Below are 15,622 nucleotides of genomic sequence, written 5' to 3' on the forward strand. Positions count from 1 at the left end.
CAGAGAACAGGGGTGGTCTAAGGATCAAACCACCCCTGCCACGCTCGTCCAGATGCCACTGGGAACCCCGTCGGGGTTCCCAGTGACGCAGTTCCTAAGCAAAGAGGGATCCAAATTTGATGCACCACTCGCGCAGGGTCTGATGACTGACTTCAATGCCGCGCTGGTGGAGCAATTCTTGGACGTCCCGATAGCTAAGGGGAAAACGGTGGCATAGCTTTTGCGGCATGCTGAATGATCGTCAGCGGGAAACGGTGGCGGTGGGGAGAAGCCATGCCCGCCTCTGTCGCCGCTTCGACCTCCTGTCCGGTTTGCCCGCTCAGGCTGTAGCAGTAGAGGTAGTCCGACGGTTGTGTTGCCTTACCCGGCGTCACGGCAGACGGAGAGCAGGGGTGGTCTGAGATTTAGACCATCCCTGTTGCGACTGTTGACCACGTCTGGAACGCATTCTTCTGATGATTTCTTCTGGTCAATGCGGGAACGCTGGTGCGGGTGTGATGGTGAAGATTCTCGATGCAGGCGTGTAAACGCAGGAATTCCTGCGCACGTTTTCGCTGCTTGAATCCTTGTTGTTGTCTTTCTTGACGCCGTGTGGGGCGGTGAGATTGCTCGACGATAGTGTGACAACGTGCCGTGGAGATCACGTACCGATGGTCGACGTTGACCAAGCTCGGGATCTCCCGGATCGCGGCTCCGGAGCTGCGAAGCTGCCCCGGTATGGATGACTTCTGGGACGTCGTCTTCTCCCAGGAGTCTGATCAGGAAGATCTGTGCAGCTCCTCAGCCGCGGTGCCGTTGAAGGAGGATATCGAGTACAAAGCCGTGTTCGTCTCGTCTACCGCACGCCATAACCAATGCCGGACACCAGCCACGTTCCTACAGACATCAATCAGGTACCACCGCGAACCCCGATGGGGTTCGCGGTGGCAAAGTTCTTCAGCGAAGAGGGAGCCGAACTTGATCCACCATTCGTGCAAGGTTTCGTGACTGACCTCAATACCGCGCTGGTGCAGCAATTCCTGGACGTCTCGGTAGCTCAGTGAAAAACGGTGATAGAGCCAGACGGCATGTTGGATGGTGGCTATCGGAAATCGGTGGCGATAGGGTTTGAGGTCGGTCACGGCGGGTCGGCCTCCCCAACATAGTTCAGGCAACACAGCCCTGGCACATGTTGCAGGGATTATGTGGGTCTTAGCACAGTAGGGCGCGCCAATCTTGAAGTGACCCCTTCTTGTTGGCGACCTTCTCGATGAGCTGGGTCTTGGCGACCTGAGTGTTCTCGCGTGCGGCTTCGGCGATGGGTGCCGCTTTGGCGGTGGCTTTCTTCGCGGGGGCTTTCGCTGCTTTTTTGGTCATGCGCGTCACTGTGTGCCCGCACGCGCAGAATTGCAAGCCGGGAACGACGCGGGGTGTTTCAACGATGACCCAACTTGCTGAGCTTGATCGATGACTTGGTCACGGGCTGACCGAAGTACGCCGCGCCGTTTGCGTTGATGCGGCGGATACAATCAATGAAACCGGCTGTCAGGCGGTCAGCTTCAGAGTCTGGATTTCAGGCGCTTATCCTTGGGGTTGACACCATAGACCGCACCCCAGGGCTCATACCTGCTTTTCAAGGTGTCTGTGCTGATGACTTTGCCCTTGATCTTGATGGTTCGCCGAATCACGCTGGTCATGCCCTGAGCGGGCGTATCAAGCAGGCGCCGCGAGCCCAAGGCCACATTGGGATCGGCCGTGTAACTCGGCTGTTTAGGCGCCTTGAAGCTGGTGATCGACGGCCTGCTGATGTTTACCGTCCGTCCGGTATTGGCCCCGAAGACATCGAAACGCACCGTCTTGGCTGCCGTGTTCCAAGTTGCCTGGATCATCAGGTAAGCACCCGTGTCGTTCTTCATCCGGAGGTTTTTGGCAGGAGCGTACACGGTCGCCTCGAAACCGACCGGGTCGTAATACTTCACGCGGTGACTGTGCTCGTGACGCTCGGTGATGGGCAGCCCAGCCTTGTAGAGTGCCCGGAAAATGGTGGCACTGACCTGGCAGATCCCACCACCGTCCTCTTTCTCCAGGGTTCCGCCCGTGATCACAAAGCCTTTGACAAAACCGGTGCTGGCGTCGATCCGCCCAACCTCCTCGTTGAAGTTGAACTCGTGGCCTGGCGCAATAAAGAAGTTGTCCAGCTTGCTGGCGCCGACCAGAACATTTCGCTCGCGGAATGACGGGCTACCGGCGTAACTGCTGCTGCCGGAGGCAACGTGCGACCGGACTCCACGCTTGGCGAGAACCGCTACACTGCGCTGCGGACGAAGCACCTTAAACGCCACTTGCGCCTGGCCCTTCCCGCTCCGGATGGCTTTAAGGAGGTTGGCTTTGGTGCGGTCACGGTCAAACAGCCAGCCGGTTTGATCCGTCGCGATCCAGCGTCCTCTGACATTCCGGAACACGGCCGGTTCAGGTTTGCGGGCGTTGACCTGCCTTTCGATCTGGTTCAGCATCGGCGTGAGGGTGGTACTGACCTTGCGGTATTTTTTGCTCGCCGCGATGCCTGAGGACGGTAAGGTCCAGGACTTGACGACCAGATGGCGGGTGACTTTGCCTTTGTGAATTTTCTGTTCACTGGCCTTAAGAATCAGCTTGAACGGCTGGGCTTGACTGGACTGAGCCGCCTGCGCTGGTGCCAGAAGGGCCAGCGTCAGGAGAGGCAGAAGAAAGCGCTTCATACTTCAGGCTAGGGGCGAGCATCTGACGAGGCGTGAGGGTGGACGGGCGGGACGGTTGTGTTGCCTTAATTGGGGGCCGGGTACGGGGAGGTCAGGGGTGGCCTGAATCTCAGGCCACCCCTGCCGCGACCGCTGACCACGTCTGGAACGCTTGTCTCTGATGATCTCGTCTGGTCTGGGCGGAAACGCTGGTGCGGGAATGAAGGTGGAGGTTCAGAGGTTCGCACATGTAGGCTCAGAAATTTCTGCGCACGTTTCCTCCGTTTGTATCCCTGCTGATGTCGCTCGTGGCACCGTGTCGGACGGTGAGATTGTCAGGTCAAGTGATGACAGCGGGCTGGGGAGATCACCTGCTGGTGGTCGACATCGACGAGGCTCGGAATCTCCCGGATCGCAGCTCCGTCACTCCGCAGCCCATCGGTATGAATGACCTCTGGGACACCGTATTCACCCAGGAGGCAAGTCAGGAAGGTTGTTGCGGCCTCGGGATCACGGTGCCGCTGGGGCGTGATGCCCTGCACGGCTCCGTGCTCGTCCACTGCTCTCCAGAGCCAATGTCGGACGCCATCGACGCTCGTACAGACATGCCTCATGCTAACGCTCTTAACTGCAACTGTAGTACTAACCTGGGGAACTCACGTGGGTTCCCTCCAGCAGCAGCTCAACACGGCCTGCAATTTCTTCCCACTCCACCGCCGTCTGACGTCCCGCCTCAAACTCCGTATTCAACTGCGCGTGCAGTCCCTGAAGGCGAGGATCATCCTTGTGGAATTTCACTTGAGTGTGCCCCTTGATGAGGAAGATCAACCCGGCCAACCCACTGTCCTTGGTCAGGCTGAGCTCTAACGGTCGCCCCAAGAGTTTTGGGACGTCGAAGGGCGCGTACATCGGCCAGAACTTGTTCAACCCGTCCGCGTGAATGCCTGCCCGAGTCCGGTGCGCGTCTTTGCCGTACAACGGGACTTGGCGGGAACCCCCTGACCCAGCCCTTCGTAGAGCTCGGCCAGCGCGTTGAGCTGAGTGAAATCAGGCGCCTGATCCACGAAATAGCCCATGCCCAAGAGTTGAAGCAAGACGCCTTCCAGAGGTGCATTGCCCGTTCGCTCGCCTTTTCCCAAGAGGGTGCCGTTGATGGCCCCGCAGCCGGCCATGACCGCCGCCAGGCAATTGGCCACGACCAGATGGGTGTCGTTGTGTGGATGGAATTCCAAGTCCTCACCTTGCACGCCCAGGGCCAGCACCTCACGCACCATGCCGGGAACACTGCGCGGCCACGCCACACCTTCGTAGGGTAACCCCAGCCCCATCGTGTCGCAGAGGCGGAATTTGGGTCGCCCGGCCTCGCCATACGGGGCGGCCAACTCCACCACGGCGTCTACAAACGGCAGCAGGAACTCCCGCGGCGCGCGGGTGGCGTCCTCCAGATGCAGGCGAGGCCTCAGGCCCGCGCCCAGCACGGCTTCGACAGCTTCCAAGTACGTTCGCGCCGCCTGAGACCGGCCTCCCGGGGTGAATTTATAGAAGGTGTGATAGTCGCTGGCACTCGCCAGCATGCCCGTTTCCCTCACGCCCAGCGCCCCCACCAGCGCCGCATCCTTACGGCTGGCACGGATCCAGGTGGTGGGTTCCACGGGCGCGCCGCCCCGGAAGCGTTCCAGCGCGGCTTCCAACATCTGACGGTCAGAGGCACGGTACACAAAGAACTCGGCTTGCCGGATGGCCCCGCTGGCCCCGGTGAACGCGCACATCAGGTCGTAAATCTGCACCCCTTGCGTGACTGTCAGCGGCAGGCCACCCTGCTGTCCATCGCGGTGGGTGGTTTCCGTTGTCCAGGCTTGGGCAGGCAAGGTGGCCGGACGCTGCGTCCACACGAACTGCGGGAAACGCTCTGCCGGGTAAGCCTCGGGAAAGAGCTGGGGAAGCGGCACATCCTCAATGCGTGTCATGGATTGACCTCCTGCCAGCATGCTGCTCGACTTGATCATGAAGGTCAATCTTGATTCCAGAATCAAGCTTAGAATGGAGCCATGTCCCACTCCCTCTCTGCGGCCGAAGCGACGGAACGTCTGGGCGTCAACCGGGCCACCCTCTATGCCTATGTCAGCCGCGGCCTGATCCGCTCCGAACCCACTCAGGGCAAAACGCGGGAGCGCCGCTATTCCGGAGAAGACGTGGACACTCTGGTTCGGCGCAAAGAAGAGCGCCGCGATCCCGAGAAGACGGTGCAAGGCGCGCTGAACTGGGGCGTCCCAGTGCTGGAATCGGCGCTGACGTTGATCACCGAAGGACGGCTCTATTACCGGGGATACGATGCAGTGCACCTCGCAGAGCAGTGCAGCTTCGAAGAGGTCGCGGCCCTGTTGTGGACGGGTGAATTGCGGGCCATCGCCCTGCCGCTGCGTGCCCACCTGGCCCTGATCCCCCAGAGTCCAGAGAGTGGCCTGCTGGAGTCTTTTGCCCAGGCCTTGACCCATGCAGGAGCACGTGACCTGCAGGCCAGCGATGCCCGCCCAGGAGCCCAGCCGGGCAACGCCGCGCGGGTCTTGTCGCTGCTGTTTGCGGTCGTGGAGCGACACCGTGGGATTCCCGGCGCGCCGGATCTGGCGCTGCATGAACGCTTGGGGCGTGCGTGGGGAGCGGCGCCCCTGCACACCGACCTGTTGCGCCGGGCTCTGATCCTGACGGCGGATCACGAACTCAACGTTTCGAGTTTCACGGCCCGCTGCATTGCCTCCAGTGGCGCGGGCCTGCACCACGCAGCGTTGGGAGGCTTGTGCGCCCTGCAAGGAGTGCGCCACGGTTTAGGAACCGAGTTGTGTTCTGAACTGCTGGACTTGGCGGAGCGACAAGGGGCTGCCCGCGCCCTCTCAAGCGTGATGAGGCGCTTTCGCCGCCCGCCCGGTTTTGGGCATCGGCTTTATCCTGAAGGCGACCCACGGGGCCAGGCTTTGCTGGATCAGGTGATGGCAACGTCTCCCGACCTGCCTGCCCTCCAGGTGGCGCACGACTTATGTGCGGAGGTGAAACGGGAACTGGGCGAACTCCCGAATGTGGATTTGGCCCTGGCGCTCGTGGCTAGGATCGTAGGTGGCCCTGCAGAGCGCAGCATCGCTCTCTTCGCGCTGGGGCGAACTGTGGGGTGGCTGGCGCACGCGATGGAGTCCGCAGCAGGGGGGCAATTGATCCGTCCCCGCGCGAAGTATGTGGGCGTCCCACCCCCTTGAGCAGCGCCTACTCCAGAATTCTGTGGAAGTCTGCCAACGCCCTGACGCGGTGATGGATCTGCTGTGGCTTGGTCGTGGTGCAGGCTACAGCAAGACTGGCTGTGGGGAGACCACTCTTTTGATGAAGCTGGTGTTCAAAACATAGTGTTGGACTATATCGATGAAGCCAAAAAAACGCCCCCGCCATCCAGCCGAAGCTGAGGCGGGGGCATCTGTTAGTGCAGTGTGCGCCGTGTGAAACCTTCAGCGCCTTTGGGCGGTAACCCCCTCACCAGTTCCGCCTGAACGATCGCGTCCACGTCCTCAGTCACTTGTTGCTGTGTTTTCTGTTCCCATTTCAGTGCCACAAAAGGCAACTTGACCCCCCAATCATCGCCGTGTTGACCTGATACGTCTTGACAGTCACGGTCACGACATCCGGCTTCTCTGCTGGCCAGCCTTCCACGTACACGGTACAATTCGCAGGAAGGTGCTCTTCAAGGTCTTGCTTGAGCTGTTCCAGGTGGACATGGAGTGTGTGGAAGGGCATGTCCCGCAGCCTAAGCGCAGGGGACTCATCGCTGTCTGACAGGGACGTCCAGGGGGTAGGCGAATGAGTCACCCTATTCTCCTTTGACAGGTATCAGGTCACGCGAGTGCAGCGGCGCAGGGTAAGGGGAAACCCCCTTCTCAACCGGAGCGAGGGCGGGGGCGTCGTAGGGAGCCAAATCCAGCTGTTCTTTGTCTGCTGCGCCACAAAGGTGCATCGCTCGTCGCACTCCAGCACCAGTTGCGCTGGTGCTGGAGTGCGTACACTTTTTTTGCGACAGGAAATTCAAGCTCGATGCTGTGTGGTACGGTCTTGATGAGGGTTTGGGGGTGGCGGCGAAACCAGCTCCGACTGACCCCAACAACGCGGCAAATCCCCCGGTGAGACAGCCGTTCGGAGAGCAACCGATCCACCAGGGTCACTGTTTCGGGAGCAACGGGTGTTCGGGTGTGATTCAGGGTGAACTGATGTCGGCATACGCGGCACAGATACCGTTGTTTGCCGATATGGGCGTGACCGTTTTTGACGATATAGACGCCCACACACGCTGGACACGTCAGACCGTTCATCCCTTATTTAACCCCGATCATTCCTAAGAATCCACCACCGAAGCTTCATGACGTCCTTCCGGTTTCTCCTGTTGTCGAGCGTCTTGGCCCTCACCGCCTGTGGTGCCCCGCCCACCTCTCTGCCGCAGGCATCCACCCCGGGGCTGTTTGAACTGGAGTTCAGTGAAGGCGACTCGCTCACTGCCACCGCCGTCCCGGGGCTCTTAGGGCAGGCCCTCACCGACCAAAATTGTGTGGTGTTGGGATCAAAACTCACCAAGAGCGCCGCAGATTACGGAACGAAGCGCTACATCCAGACCATCTACCCCCTCACTAACAACTGCACCATGGACCTTCAGAACCTGACCTTCGTCGCCGTGTATCGCCAGGGCACGACCCCCACCATCGGCGGGACGTCCATCACGTCCATGACGACCTTCGGAGGCACGCCCGCGGCGTCCAGTCTGGCCCCGCAGATTCTCCCGACCCAACCCTTTTACATCTCCGGCACCAAGCTCGTGCTGGACCAGAACATCGCCAACCTCCAGGTCTTCGATGACACCCCGGGCGGTGAACTCGACAGCCTGGAGCGCCAGGTGCAGCTGGATGACGCCACGTACGACCTGCTGCCTTATGGCTTTGTGTCCACCAGCAGCACGGGCAGCCGAACCATTCCCGCGGGGGAAACCGGCCAGGTGACGTTCGCGCTCTCGTTCCCCATCCAGCCGACCAAAGAACAAGACGTGTTCCGGTTCAAGTTGCTGATGACGGCCGCGACCAACAGCATCACCTCCGTGACGCAGAGCCTCACGGAACAGGACGCCGCGGGCAAGGCAGCGGTGGAAGCGCGAGCAGCCAAGATTCCAGGCGCGAGGATCCGCACGCTGCTGGGCCCTGACCTGACGCCCTCTGCCGTGGCGAAAGACAGCCTGGTGGTGTGCCGCGTCCGGACCGCCGGGTCACGTGAGACGCCCACCGCCACGCTGGTCAACACCCCGGGCACCCTTGCCCTCACGATGAACGTGCCGACTGTGCCGCTTGTCCTGGGGGGCGCACAGCCGCAGCCCAGTGTGATCTTCACGGTCAATGGCATCGCGTTCCCCACCCGGGCGAATTACAACTCGCTGACGCCCGGCGTCCTGAGTGTCACTCGCGATCTAGTTCGTCCGGTCGCGTCGATTCCCCTCGCCCGGCAGACAGGCACGGTACAGGGACGCGTGTGTGGGGTGACGGCCACGGCCTCCCTCCGCACCTCGCCGTACACGTCACTGAGCGCCGGGCCATACAACAGTCTGGTGGTAAAACCGGACGGAACGGTCGCGGCTTGGGGTCTCAACGACCGGGGACAGTCGACCGTGCCCGCTGGACTCACGGGGGTAGTGGCGGTCTCGGCGGGTGGGTACCACAGTCTGGCCTTGAGGCAGGACGGCACGGTTGTCTCCTGGGGCAATAACATGCTTGGCACTAGTGGGACGGTGCCTGCAGGCCTCAGCGGGGTCGTGACCATCTCTGCGGGCGGCGATCACAGCCTGGCCCTGAAGCAGGACGGCACCGTCGTCGCCTGGGGCGAAAACTATGTTGGCCAGTCGACGGTGCCCGCTGGGCTGAGTGAGGTCGTGGCCATCGCGGCGGGGCAGTTCTACAGTCTGGCGTTGAAGGCCGATGGTAACGTGGTCGCTTGGAAGCAGAGTGATTTTGGAGCGCCCAATGTGCCGCTGGATCTGACGAGGGTGAGCGGTATTGCTGCTGGGTCCGGTTTCGGCATGGCCACGAAGGAGGACGGAACAGTCGTGGTCTGGGGGGCGGAGAACGACTCGGCACTGCTTGGCGTGCCACCGGGACTCAGTGGTGTGGTGGCCGTGTCTGGGAATAAGGTGTCGGCGGATGATCCGTCTGGGCGCACGAGGGGCGTGATAATGGCGCTGAAGGCGGACGGCAGTCTCGTCATATGGGGCAATGGGGGACGACCCTGGAACGCGGACAATATGGTGGCCGTCTCGGTGGGAACCAAGCACTTCATGGCGTTGAAACCCGATGGGGCACTCTGGGTTTGGGGGGGAGACGATGAGTATGACCCCTATCAAACGGACTACGGCCAGGGACGTCTGCCGGATGGTGTCACGGCGGCCGCGGTGCCCTGATCTCGCGCGGCGTCCCAGCGGGAAACCACTGCTCCCCTTGACCTGCTTGGATACCACTCAGGGGGAGAGGGTTCCTACACAGGAGAGGTCGGGCAGAGGCGTACGCCGTGCATAGCCGTCCCCGTGATTCTGGCCACTGAACAAGAAGCAAGCCGAGCGTTCAAACGGGCAGCCTGAAGTTCAGGCTGCCCGCTGCATCACGTTGTCCCCAATGGATGCGGGTTGGCGTTGAGAGACGCGCTGGGCCGTCCCCGCAGCAACACCCTGCTGGGCGCAGCGGTGAAGCATATGAACCTCCGCCCGCATTCCCGCCTGATCGTGTTCACCGACGAGCAGAGTCAGGACGTGGTGCCCAATCCAACCAGATGTCCGCTACTTGAAAGCAGGCGAGTAAACCAGCGGTATCGTTGTTCTCAGCGGGAAACTTTATAGTGAGGCCATGTCCTTCCAGCGCCCTGCTTCTGGCCTGACTTCCGCAGATAACCTGTCCGGTGCATGAAGCCGATTCCGACTGAGCGGGTTCTGGACGACCAGCGCAACGCCATCCTCGAGATGACCGTGCGGCATCAACCGCTGGAAGAGATTTTGCAGGCTGTCTCTGCGATGCTTGAAGGACAACTGTCTGGCTACGCCTGTTCCATCCTTCTGGTTCAGGACGGGCGACTGTGGGTCTCGGCTGGGGCCAGTTTACCGCCTGCATTCAATGCAGCCATCGACGGACTGCCCGTGGAAGTGGGGCAGGGCAGTTGCGGCACCGCCGCCGCTACCCAGCAACTTTTCATGATCGAAGATACCCTGACCCACCCGTTCACGGCGGCTTTCCGCGACCTTGTTCTGATCCACGGCCTGCGAACCTGCCTCTCCCTGCCTGTGCTCAACGGACAGCACCAGGTGCTGGGAACCATCGCGCTGTATGGTTGGGCACCCGGATCGTTCGCGTCAGCCACCATCGAAATTCTTGAACAAGCCCGGGCACTGGTCGCCACTGTCACCGAACACCACCACCTGACCGAGTCCCTGCGTGTCCAAGCCTTTTACGACGTCTTGACGGGCCTTCCCAACCGGCGACTGTTCGGTGAATTGCTGCAGGCCGCGGCTGCAGCGTCTTCAGTGGCGCTGCTGCTCCTCGATGTAGACGACTTCAAGGGCGTCAACGACACTTTAGGTCACCAAGCCGGGGATCAGACGTTGTGCCTGTTGGTCAAGCGGTTGCAAGGCTGCCTTGAACCGGAGGCCATCTTCGCTCGCCTCAGCGGCGACGAATTCACGGTTGCAGTTCCCGGAATGACGGAAGAGCAGGCAGTGAACCTGGCGAGGCAATTTCACGAGGCGCTGGTCGCTGCACCGTTTGTGGTTGAGGGGATGGCGTTTGATGTCCGGCTCTCGGTGGGCATCAGTATGGTGGCCAGCGGTGAAGCTGATCTCCAGATTGCGCAACGCCGGGCCGATACAGCGATGTACCACGCCAAGCGGCGCAAACTGGGGTACAGCGTCTTCCGGTCTGAAATGCTGCAGCAGGCTACCGACCGCCTGCACCTGGCTGTTCTCCTGCGTCAAGCGCTCGAGCGGCAACAGCTGGAGGTGCACTACCAAACGCAGCATGATCTTCAGACCCACCGGATCATCGGTTTGGAAGCCCTGGTTCGCTGGATTCACCCAGATCTCGGGACGGTGCCGCCCGGACAGTTCATCCCCGTCGCTGAAGAAACCGGGCTCATCGTGGACATCGGGCACTGGGTGCTACGGACAGCGTGTCAGCAGGGGCAGACTTGGCGGGAACTAGGCCACACGGATCTGCGGATCGCGGTCAACGTGTCGAGCGTCGAGTTTGAGCGGCCGGGGTTCGTGAAGATGGTGGCGCACTGCCTTCAGGAAACGGGGTTTCCCGCGCAATGTCTGGAGCTTGAACTCACCGAGCGGGTCGTGATGCACGACCTGGAGGAATCTACTCAGCGTATAGCTCACCTGCAGGAAATGGGGATCAGTATCGCTCTGGATGATTTCGGAGCCGGGTACTCCTCGCTGAATTATGTGGCTCGCTTGCCCCTGAGCACTCTGAAAATTGACCGGGCCTTTGTGCGTGACCTGCAGGCCAAGCCCTCGACTGAGCCGATCGTCAGGGCCATTCTGGCGCTGGCGGATACCCTGGGCTTGCGTGCTGTGGCCGAAGGCATTGAAACGGCAGAGCAACTGGTCATCCTTCAGGCCCTTGGGTGCCAGTTGGGACAGGGGTTTTTCTTTCATCGACCTGAGCCACCCCATCGCCTATGGCTTAAGCCTATCTAGAAGCTGTCCGTCAAGCGAACGTTGTTTGGTTGTTGGCGTCTGATGGCAGCAGTATCAGTGGGTGACCCGCCGTGCTTACCCAAGTGATATCGGTGAAGGGTTGTGTTGCCTTAACTTGCCGCGCAGCAGGTGGAGGGCAGGGGTGGCCTGATTCTCAGGCCACCCCTACCGCAACCATTCCCCATGTCTGGAATGCTTGCTTCTGATTGTTTCTTCTGGTGGGGGCGGAAACGCTGGCTCGGGAGTGAAGGTGAAGATTCTCAATTTGGGCGTGCAGACTCAGACATTTCTGCGCGCGTTTTCGCCGCCCCAATCCTTGCTGACTTCGCTCGTGTCGCAGTTCCTCTGCAAAGAGGGATCCGAACTTGATGCACCGCTCGCGGAGGGTCTCATGACTGACCAGGGTGCCACGGTAGTGGATCAGTTCTTGAACGTCCTGATCACTGAGCGGAAAGCGGTGGAGAGAGCCAAACCGCGTACCCGATGATGGCCAGCGGGAACCGATGACGATACGGTTTGGGTCAGTCCTGGAGAGTCAGCCTACCCGAACCCAGTGAAGGCAACACAACCGCCCCAAGGGCCATAATCAGCGCGACAATGTTCTTCTTAACCGGCACGAAGAAGCTTAACAGGGCACCGGCCACCAGAGAACTTCCACCCGCTAAGCCCCATAACACCGCGGTGAGCATGATGAGATGCTGGCTTTTTCCTGCTCTGGAAGTTGTAGCTTCTTAGAAATGACTGCAGTTCAATAACGCATGAACGGCCTGACGTGTCCAGCGTGCGAGGGCGTCTCCATCGTCAACAAGGGTCATGCCCATACTGGGACACAGCGGAATCTGTGCCGAGTTTGTCAGCATCAGTTCACCCTGAATGACACCTGAACACCCGTTGTTTCCGAAATCGTGACCTTTTAAGGCGACACAACCGCTGCGACTGCACCAGCTTCAACAGACAGCCCACAACCGCCATCAGATTAAGGAGCTCGCTACAGACAGAGCCGGGGTGATCTCATAGACTTCGCAAACCATTTTCATCTGCGTTGGTTCGTACTTCGGCTTCCAGCCGACGTCTGGCCCATTGCATCTATCTCCCACACCCTTCTTGAAGGGCGTGGTTGGAGGCCTTATGAAGCGTACCCTGCCCCTGCTGCTGACCCTCACTGCCCTGCTCGCTGCCTGCGGACAATCTCCCAATGCTGCCTTGCCGACGGCCGCCGCACCAGAAGCGGCTTCAGAAGCCGCGCTCGTCAGCCCTGCCGGCCAATTTGAAGAGGGTGAAGTGATTGTGCAGCTGGGCGCCGGTCTGAGCGCGCAGAGCTTGACCGCCCTGAGCACACTGGGGGTGCAGTCCCTCGAAACGCTGGCTGTGGTGGGCGGCGCTTCACTGCTGCGCGTGCAGATCACCGACGGCCAGAGTGTGCTGGCAAAAGTTCAAGCCCTGAACGCCAGCCCCTTGGTGCGCTTTGCCGAGCCGAACTGGATTTACCAGCATCAGGCGACCGCCAGCGACAATTATTTCACCGACGGCACCCTCTGGGGCATGGCCGGCGACGCCAGCACCCCCGCCAACGCGTTTGGCAGTCAGGCAGCCGAAGCCTGGACGAAGGGCAGCGTGGGCAATGACAGCGTGTACATTGGCATCATCGACGAGGGGTACCAGTTCGACCACCCAGACCTGACGGGGAACGCCTGGCTCAACCCCTTTGACCCGGCCGACGGCCGGGACAACGACGGCAATGGCTACATTGACGACACGCGCGGCTGGGACTTTGCCAATAGCGACAACACGGTCTACGATGGGGGCACGCGCGGCAGCCTCGACAGCCACGGCACCCACGTCGCCGGCACCATTGGCGGCACGGCCAACAATGGTGGCGTGGTGGGGGTCAATCACAATGTCACCATGATCAGCGGCAAGTTTTTGGGGCGCCGGGGCGGCAACACGGCTGATGCGATTAAGGCCGTGGACTACTTCACCGACCTGAAAAAGCGTCACGGACTCAATATCGTGGCGACCAACAACTCCTGGGGCGGTGGCGGCTACTCGCAGGCCATGTACGAAGCCATCGTGCGCGGCGCCAACGCGAACATTCTGTTCATCGCGGCGGCCGGCAACAGCGGCACCAACAACGACACCACGGCCAGCTACCCCAGCAACTATGACACCAGATCTGGCGCTGGCTTCGACGCTGTCATTGCCGTGGCCGCCATTGACAAGACCGGTGCCCTGGCGAGCTTCAGCCAGTACGGTAAGACTTCTGTCGACATTGGCGCGCCCGGCGTGGCGATCATGAGTAGCGTGCCGTACAACAAGTACAGCAGCTACAACGGCACCAGCATGGCAACTCCACATGTGGCTGGTGCGGCCGCTCTCTACGCCAGCACCCATCCTGGCGCTCCTGCTGCCAGCATCCGTGACGCGATCCTGAACAGCGCCGTGGCGACCAGCAGCCTGACTGGCAAGACCGTCACAGGTGGCCGCTTAAACGTCAGCGGCTTCTAAGGCAGTCCTGACCAGCGCGCGGCCCCAGAAGAAGGCCGCGCGCTATCATGTTCACCCCAGAATTGGAGTGCTGCGCCGCTCAGTGCCTCTCTCAACACTGCGCTCGACTTCGGCCATTGATAGGGGAGCAGCAAGCTGTTCCCCTATCACACTTGAGCATGACACTGCTTCCGACGTGGTTCACGGGGTTCTGCAAGGCTCCACTCCACTGTTCCCGGCACGCCTCTGGCCGCAGGTGCAACTCCTGGTCGTCGGGGCACTGTTGTCTCCTGGGAAACGGACGGTGACGGCGGCGTTGCGGGTGCTTGGCCTGGCAGACGATCCAAGATTCGGGACATTTCACCGCCTCTTGAGTCGGGCGCACTGGTCGAGTCTTCACGCCAGTCGGGTGCTGTTCGGTCTGCTCCTCACCGCCTTTGTCTCCTCAGAACCGCTGGTTCTCGGCCTGGACAACACCACCCTCCGACGTATCGGCGCGAAGATCAGTGCCACAGGCATCTCCCGTGGTCCGGCCAGATCCAGTCGCGGTCAGTTCGTCAAGGCCAGCGGTCTCCGCCGGCTGGGCCTGATGCTGCTCATGCCCAGCCCTTGGGCCAACCCCACTTGGGCACGGCCATTCCTGATGGCACTCGTGCCGTCACAGCGGGACAACGAAGAACGCGGTCACCGGCACCAGTCGCTGACCGACTGGGCCCGGCACATGCTCCGCGTCGTGCAGCGCTGGAGTCTAGGACGGCAACTGATCGTGGTGGCAGACATCGCCTCCGCGGTCATCCAGTGGCTCTCCGATCTCCAGCAGGGCCGTCCAATGACCGTCACCGCTAGGGCTTTGCCTGGATGCGGCGCTCTACACCCCAGCACCCGATTGAGCGGCTCGCCAGATGGGCTGACCCCGGCTCAAAGGCGACCGCCTTTCACCCCTGGCGTCCCTGGTTCATGATCCAAAGACGCGCTGGTACGGGGAGACCCACCGGGAGGTGGACATCGTTTCTCAACAAGTGTTTCCAGTCAAGAAAATGCGTCGTGTAGAACGTTCATTTCAGGATCAGTACGGAAAAAAGCACGGTCAGCACAGCAGACATTATATTGACTGTGCTAGACACGGGTCGCAGTCAGGGTGACAGAGAGCAGCGGAAACCTGAAGGGGAGCGTAGCGCATCAATAGCGTGGTAATAACGGACTGGTCGTGTTCAAACGCGCTGGCAGCGCGTTTTTCAAGATCATCCACTTTTGACGTACTGACTGCAGTTTTCTTGCGCTGACCCTGCTCTTTCGTCCGCCCAGACGTCTTGCCCAATCTTGTAGAAACTCTTGTTCTTAGACGGCTGTCTGGGATCACACTGGCCTCCCACCCCTTTCATTAGGTGTGGAAGCACAGCGGCAGTGGATCGATCTGGCCATGGCCAGAACAACCTCAGCGTTGCTGAGGTTGTTCTCACTCGTCACCCGGATGGCCCACGAACGCTGGAAGAGCCAGGACGTCTGGGTTCGTCGGGCCGCCTGATACGATCAGCCCCTGCCGACCTTCGTTGAGGCGCTCGCCAAAGTTCGGCGAGCCTTGTGGAAGGTGCCGACGTTTCGCACATCTGCGCCAGGACGCGAAATGATTCAAGTCCCACTTGAGTTCATCGAGCGCCTCACCGACGCGCTCTGCTCTGCCGCCTGACCTCTG

12 protein-coding genes and 4 pseudogenes are annotated in these 15,622 nt (G+C 60.9%); 6 read left to right on the forward strand and 10 right to left on the reverse strand.

Going from position 1 to position 15,622, the window contains the following annotated elements; translation table 11 throughout:
• Positions 1-97 precede the first annotated feature (97 nt).
• From M1R55_RS21975 to M1R55_RS22005, 7 genes and pseudogenes are all read right to left on the reverse strand, one after another.
• Positions 98-275 (reverse strand): annotated as a pseudogene (locus M1R55_RS21975) (IS6 family transposase); the annotation flags it as partial.
• A 129-nt stretch (positions 276-404) separates the two neighbouring features.
• Positions 405-1,121: pseudogene (locus tag M1R55_RS21980) on the reverse strand (IS6 family transposase).
• Positions 1,122-1,191: 70 nt separating this feature from the next.
• Entirely contained in the window at positions 1,192-1,356 is a 165-nt protein-coding gene (locus tag M1R55_RS21985; RefSeq protein ID WP_249395546.1) for a hypothetical protein, read from the reverse strand.
• 182 nt (positions 1,357-1,538) lie between these two features.
• Positions 1,539-2,717: a VanW family protein gene (locus tag M1R55_RS21990; protein WP_249395547.1), complete on the reverse strand. Its 1,179-nt coding sequence runs from the start codon at positions 2,715-2,717 to the stop codon at positions 1,539-1,541.
• Between the two features lie 109 nt (positions 2,718-2,826).
• Positions 2,827-3,301, reverse strand: a pseudogene (locus M1R55_RS32350) (DDE-type integrase/transposase/recombinase); the annotation flags it as partial.
• A gap of 37 nt (positions 3,302-3,338) precedes the next feature.
• Positions 3,339-3,623, reverse strand: coding sequence for a hypothetical protein (locus M1R55_RS22000; RefSeq protein WP_249395549.1), 285 nt, complete (start codon positions 3,621-3,623; stop codon positions 3,339-3,341).
• The gene (locus tag M1R55_RS22005) at positions 3,620-4,663 is read right to left on the reverse strand and encodes a pyruvate carboxyltransferase (RefSeq protein WP_249395550.1); all 1,044 of its coding nucleotides are present in this window, start codon (positions 4,661-4,663) and stop codon (positions 3,620-3,622) included. Before M1R55_RS22005 ends, M1R55_RS22000 begins: the two co-directional genes overlap by 4 nt.
• Before the next feature lie 81 nt (positions 4,664-4,744).
• On the opposite strand from M1R55_RS22005, the gene M1R55_RS22010 reads away from it, so the two are divergent.
• Positions 4,745-5,941 carry a citrate/2-methylcitrate synthase gene (locus M1R55_RS22010; RefSeq protein ID WP_249395551.1) on the forward strand — a complete coding sequence of 399 codons (1,197 nt, stop codon included), beginning with the start codon at positions 4,745-4,747 and terminating at the stop codon, positions 5,939-5,941.
• Between the two features lie 337 nt (positions 5,942-6,278).
• On the opposite strand, the gene M1R55_RS22015 is transcribed toward M1R55_RS22010, so the two are convergent.
• Positions 6,279-6,470 carry a hypothetical protein gene (locus M1R55_RS22015; RefSeq protein WP_249395552.1) on the reverse strand — a complete coding sequence of 64 codons (192 nt, stop codon included), beginning with the start codon at positions 6,468-6,470 and terminating at the stop codon, positions 6,279-6,281.
• Positions 6,471-6,937: 467 nt separating this feature from the next.
• Between M1R55_RS22015 and M1R55_RS31845 the strand changes: the two genes are divergently transcribed.
• From M1R55_RS31845 to M1R55_RS22025, 3 genes are all read left to right on the forward strand, one after another.
• Positions 6,938-7,066, forward strand: a complete 129-nt coding sequence (locus M1R55_RS31845) for a hypothetical protein (protein ID WP_256566052.1) — start codon at positions 6,938-6,940, stop codon at positions 7,064-7,066.
• 20 nt (positions 7,067-7,086) lie between these two features.
• Positions 7,087-9,159, forward strand: coding sequence for a hypothetical protein (locus M1R55_RS22020; RefSeq protein WP_249395553.1), 2,073 nt, complete (start codon positions 7,087-7,089; stop codon positions 9,157-9,159).
• Positions 9,160-9,654: 495 nt separating this feature from the next.
• Positions 9,655-11,445, forward strand: a complete 1,791-nt coding sequence (locus M1R55_RS22025) for a bifunctional diguanylate cyclase/phosphodiesterase (RefSeq protein ID WP_249395554.1) — start codon at positions 9,655-9,657, stop codon at positions 11,443-11,445.
• Positions 11,446-11,758: 313 nt separating this feature from the next.
• On the opposite strand, the pseudogene M1R55_RS32355 reads toward M1R55_RS22025, so the two are convergent.
• Together M1R55_RS32355 and M1R55_RS22035 are read right to left on the reverse strand one after the other, a co-directional pair.
• A pseudogene (locus tag M1R55_RS32355) lies at positions 11,759-11,939 on the reverse strand (IS6 family transposase); the annotation flags it as partial.
• A 27-nt stretch (positions 11,940-11,966) separates the two neighbouring features.
• A complete protein-coding gene (locus tag M1R55_RS22035) occupies positions 11,967-12,134 on the reverse strand; it encodes a hypothetical protein (RefSeq protein WP_249395555.1) in 168 nt (55 codons plus the stop codon).
• 439 nt (positions 12,135-12,573) lie between these two features.
• Here M1R55_RS22035 and M1R55_RS22040 point away from each other — a divergent pair, with 439 nt between their 5' ends.
• Both M1R55_RS22040 and M1R55_RS22045 read left to right on the forward strand, forming a co-directional pair.
• Entirely contained in the window at positions 12,574-13,950 is a 1,377-nt protein-coding gene (locus tag M1R55_RS22040) for a S8 family peptidase (protein ID WP_249395556.1), read from the forward strand.
• A 175-nt stretch (positions 13,951-14,125) separates the two neighbouring features.
• Entirely contained in the window at positions 14,126-14,890 is a 765-nt protein-coding gene (locus M1R55_RS22045; RefSeq protein ID WP_249395557.1) for a transposase, read from the forward strand.
• Positions 14,891-15,622: the final 732 nt, after the last annotated feature.

Source organism: Deinococcus sp. QL22 (genome assembly GCF_023370075.1).
In the GTDB taxonomy this organism is placed as follows: Bacteria; Deinococcota; Deinococci; order Deinococcales; family Deinococcaceae; genus Deinococcus.

Coding starts and splice junctions, on each gene's coding strand:
- M1R55_RS21990 (WP_249395547.1), bottom strand. CDS start 2,717: ATGAAGCGCTTTCTTCTGCCTCTCCTGACGCTGGCCCTTCTGGCACCA.
- M1R55_RS22020 (WP_249395553.1), top strand. CDS start 7,087: ATGACGTCCTTCCGGTTTCTCCTGTTGTCGAGCGTCTTGGCCCTCACC.
- M1R55_RS22010 (WP_249395551.1), top strand. CDS start 4,745: ATGTCCCACTCCCTCTCTGCGGCCGAAGCGACGGAACGTCTGGGCGTC.
- M1R55_RS22035 (WP_249395555.1), bottom strand. CDS start 12,134: ATGCTCACCGCGGTGTTATGGGGCTTAGCGGGTGGAAGTTCTCTGGTG.
- M1R55_RS22005 (WP_249395550.1), bottom strand. CDS start 4,663: ATGACACGCATTGAGGATGTGCCGCTTCCCCAGCTCTTTCCCGAGGCT.
- M1R55_RS22040 (WP_249395556.1), top strand. CDS start 12,574: ATGAAGCGTACCCTGCCCCTGCTGCTGACCCTCACTGCCCTGCTCGCT.
- M1R55_RS21985 (WP_249395546.1), bottom strand. CDS start 1,356: ATGACCAAAAAAGCAGCGAAAGCCCCCGCGAAGAAAGCCACCGCCAAA.
- M1R55_RS22015 (WP_249395552.1), bottom strand. CDS start 6,470: ATGCCCTTCCACACACTCCATGTCCACCTGGAACAGCTCAAGCAAGAC.
- M1R55_RS22025 (WP_249395554.1), top strand. CDS start 9,655: ATGAAGCCGATTCCGACTGAGCGGGTTCTGGACGACCAGCGCAACGCC.
- M1R55_RS31845 (WP_256566052.1), top strand. CDS start 6,938: ATGTCGGCATACGCGGCACAGATACCGTTGTTTGCCGATATGGGCGTG.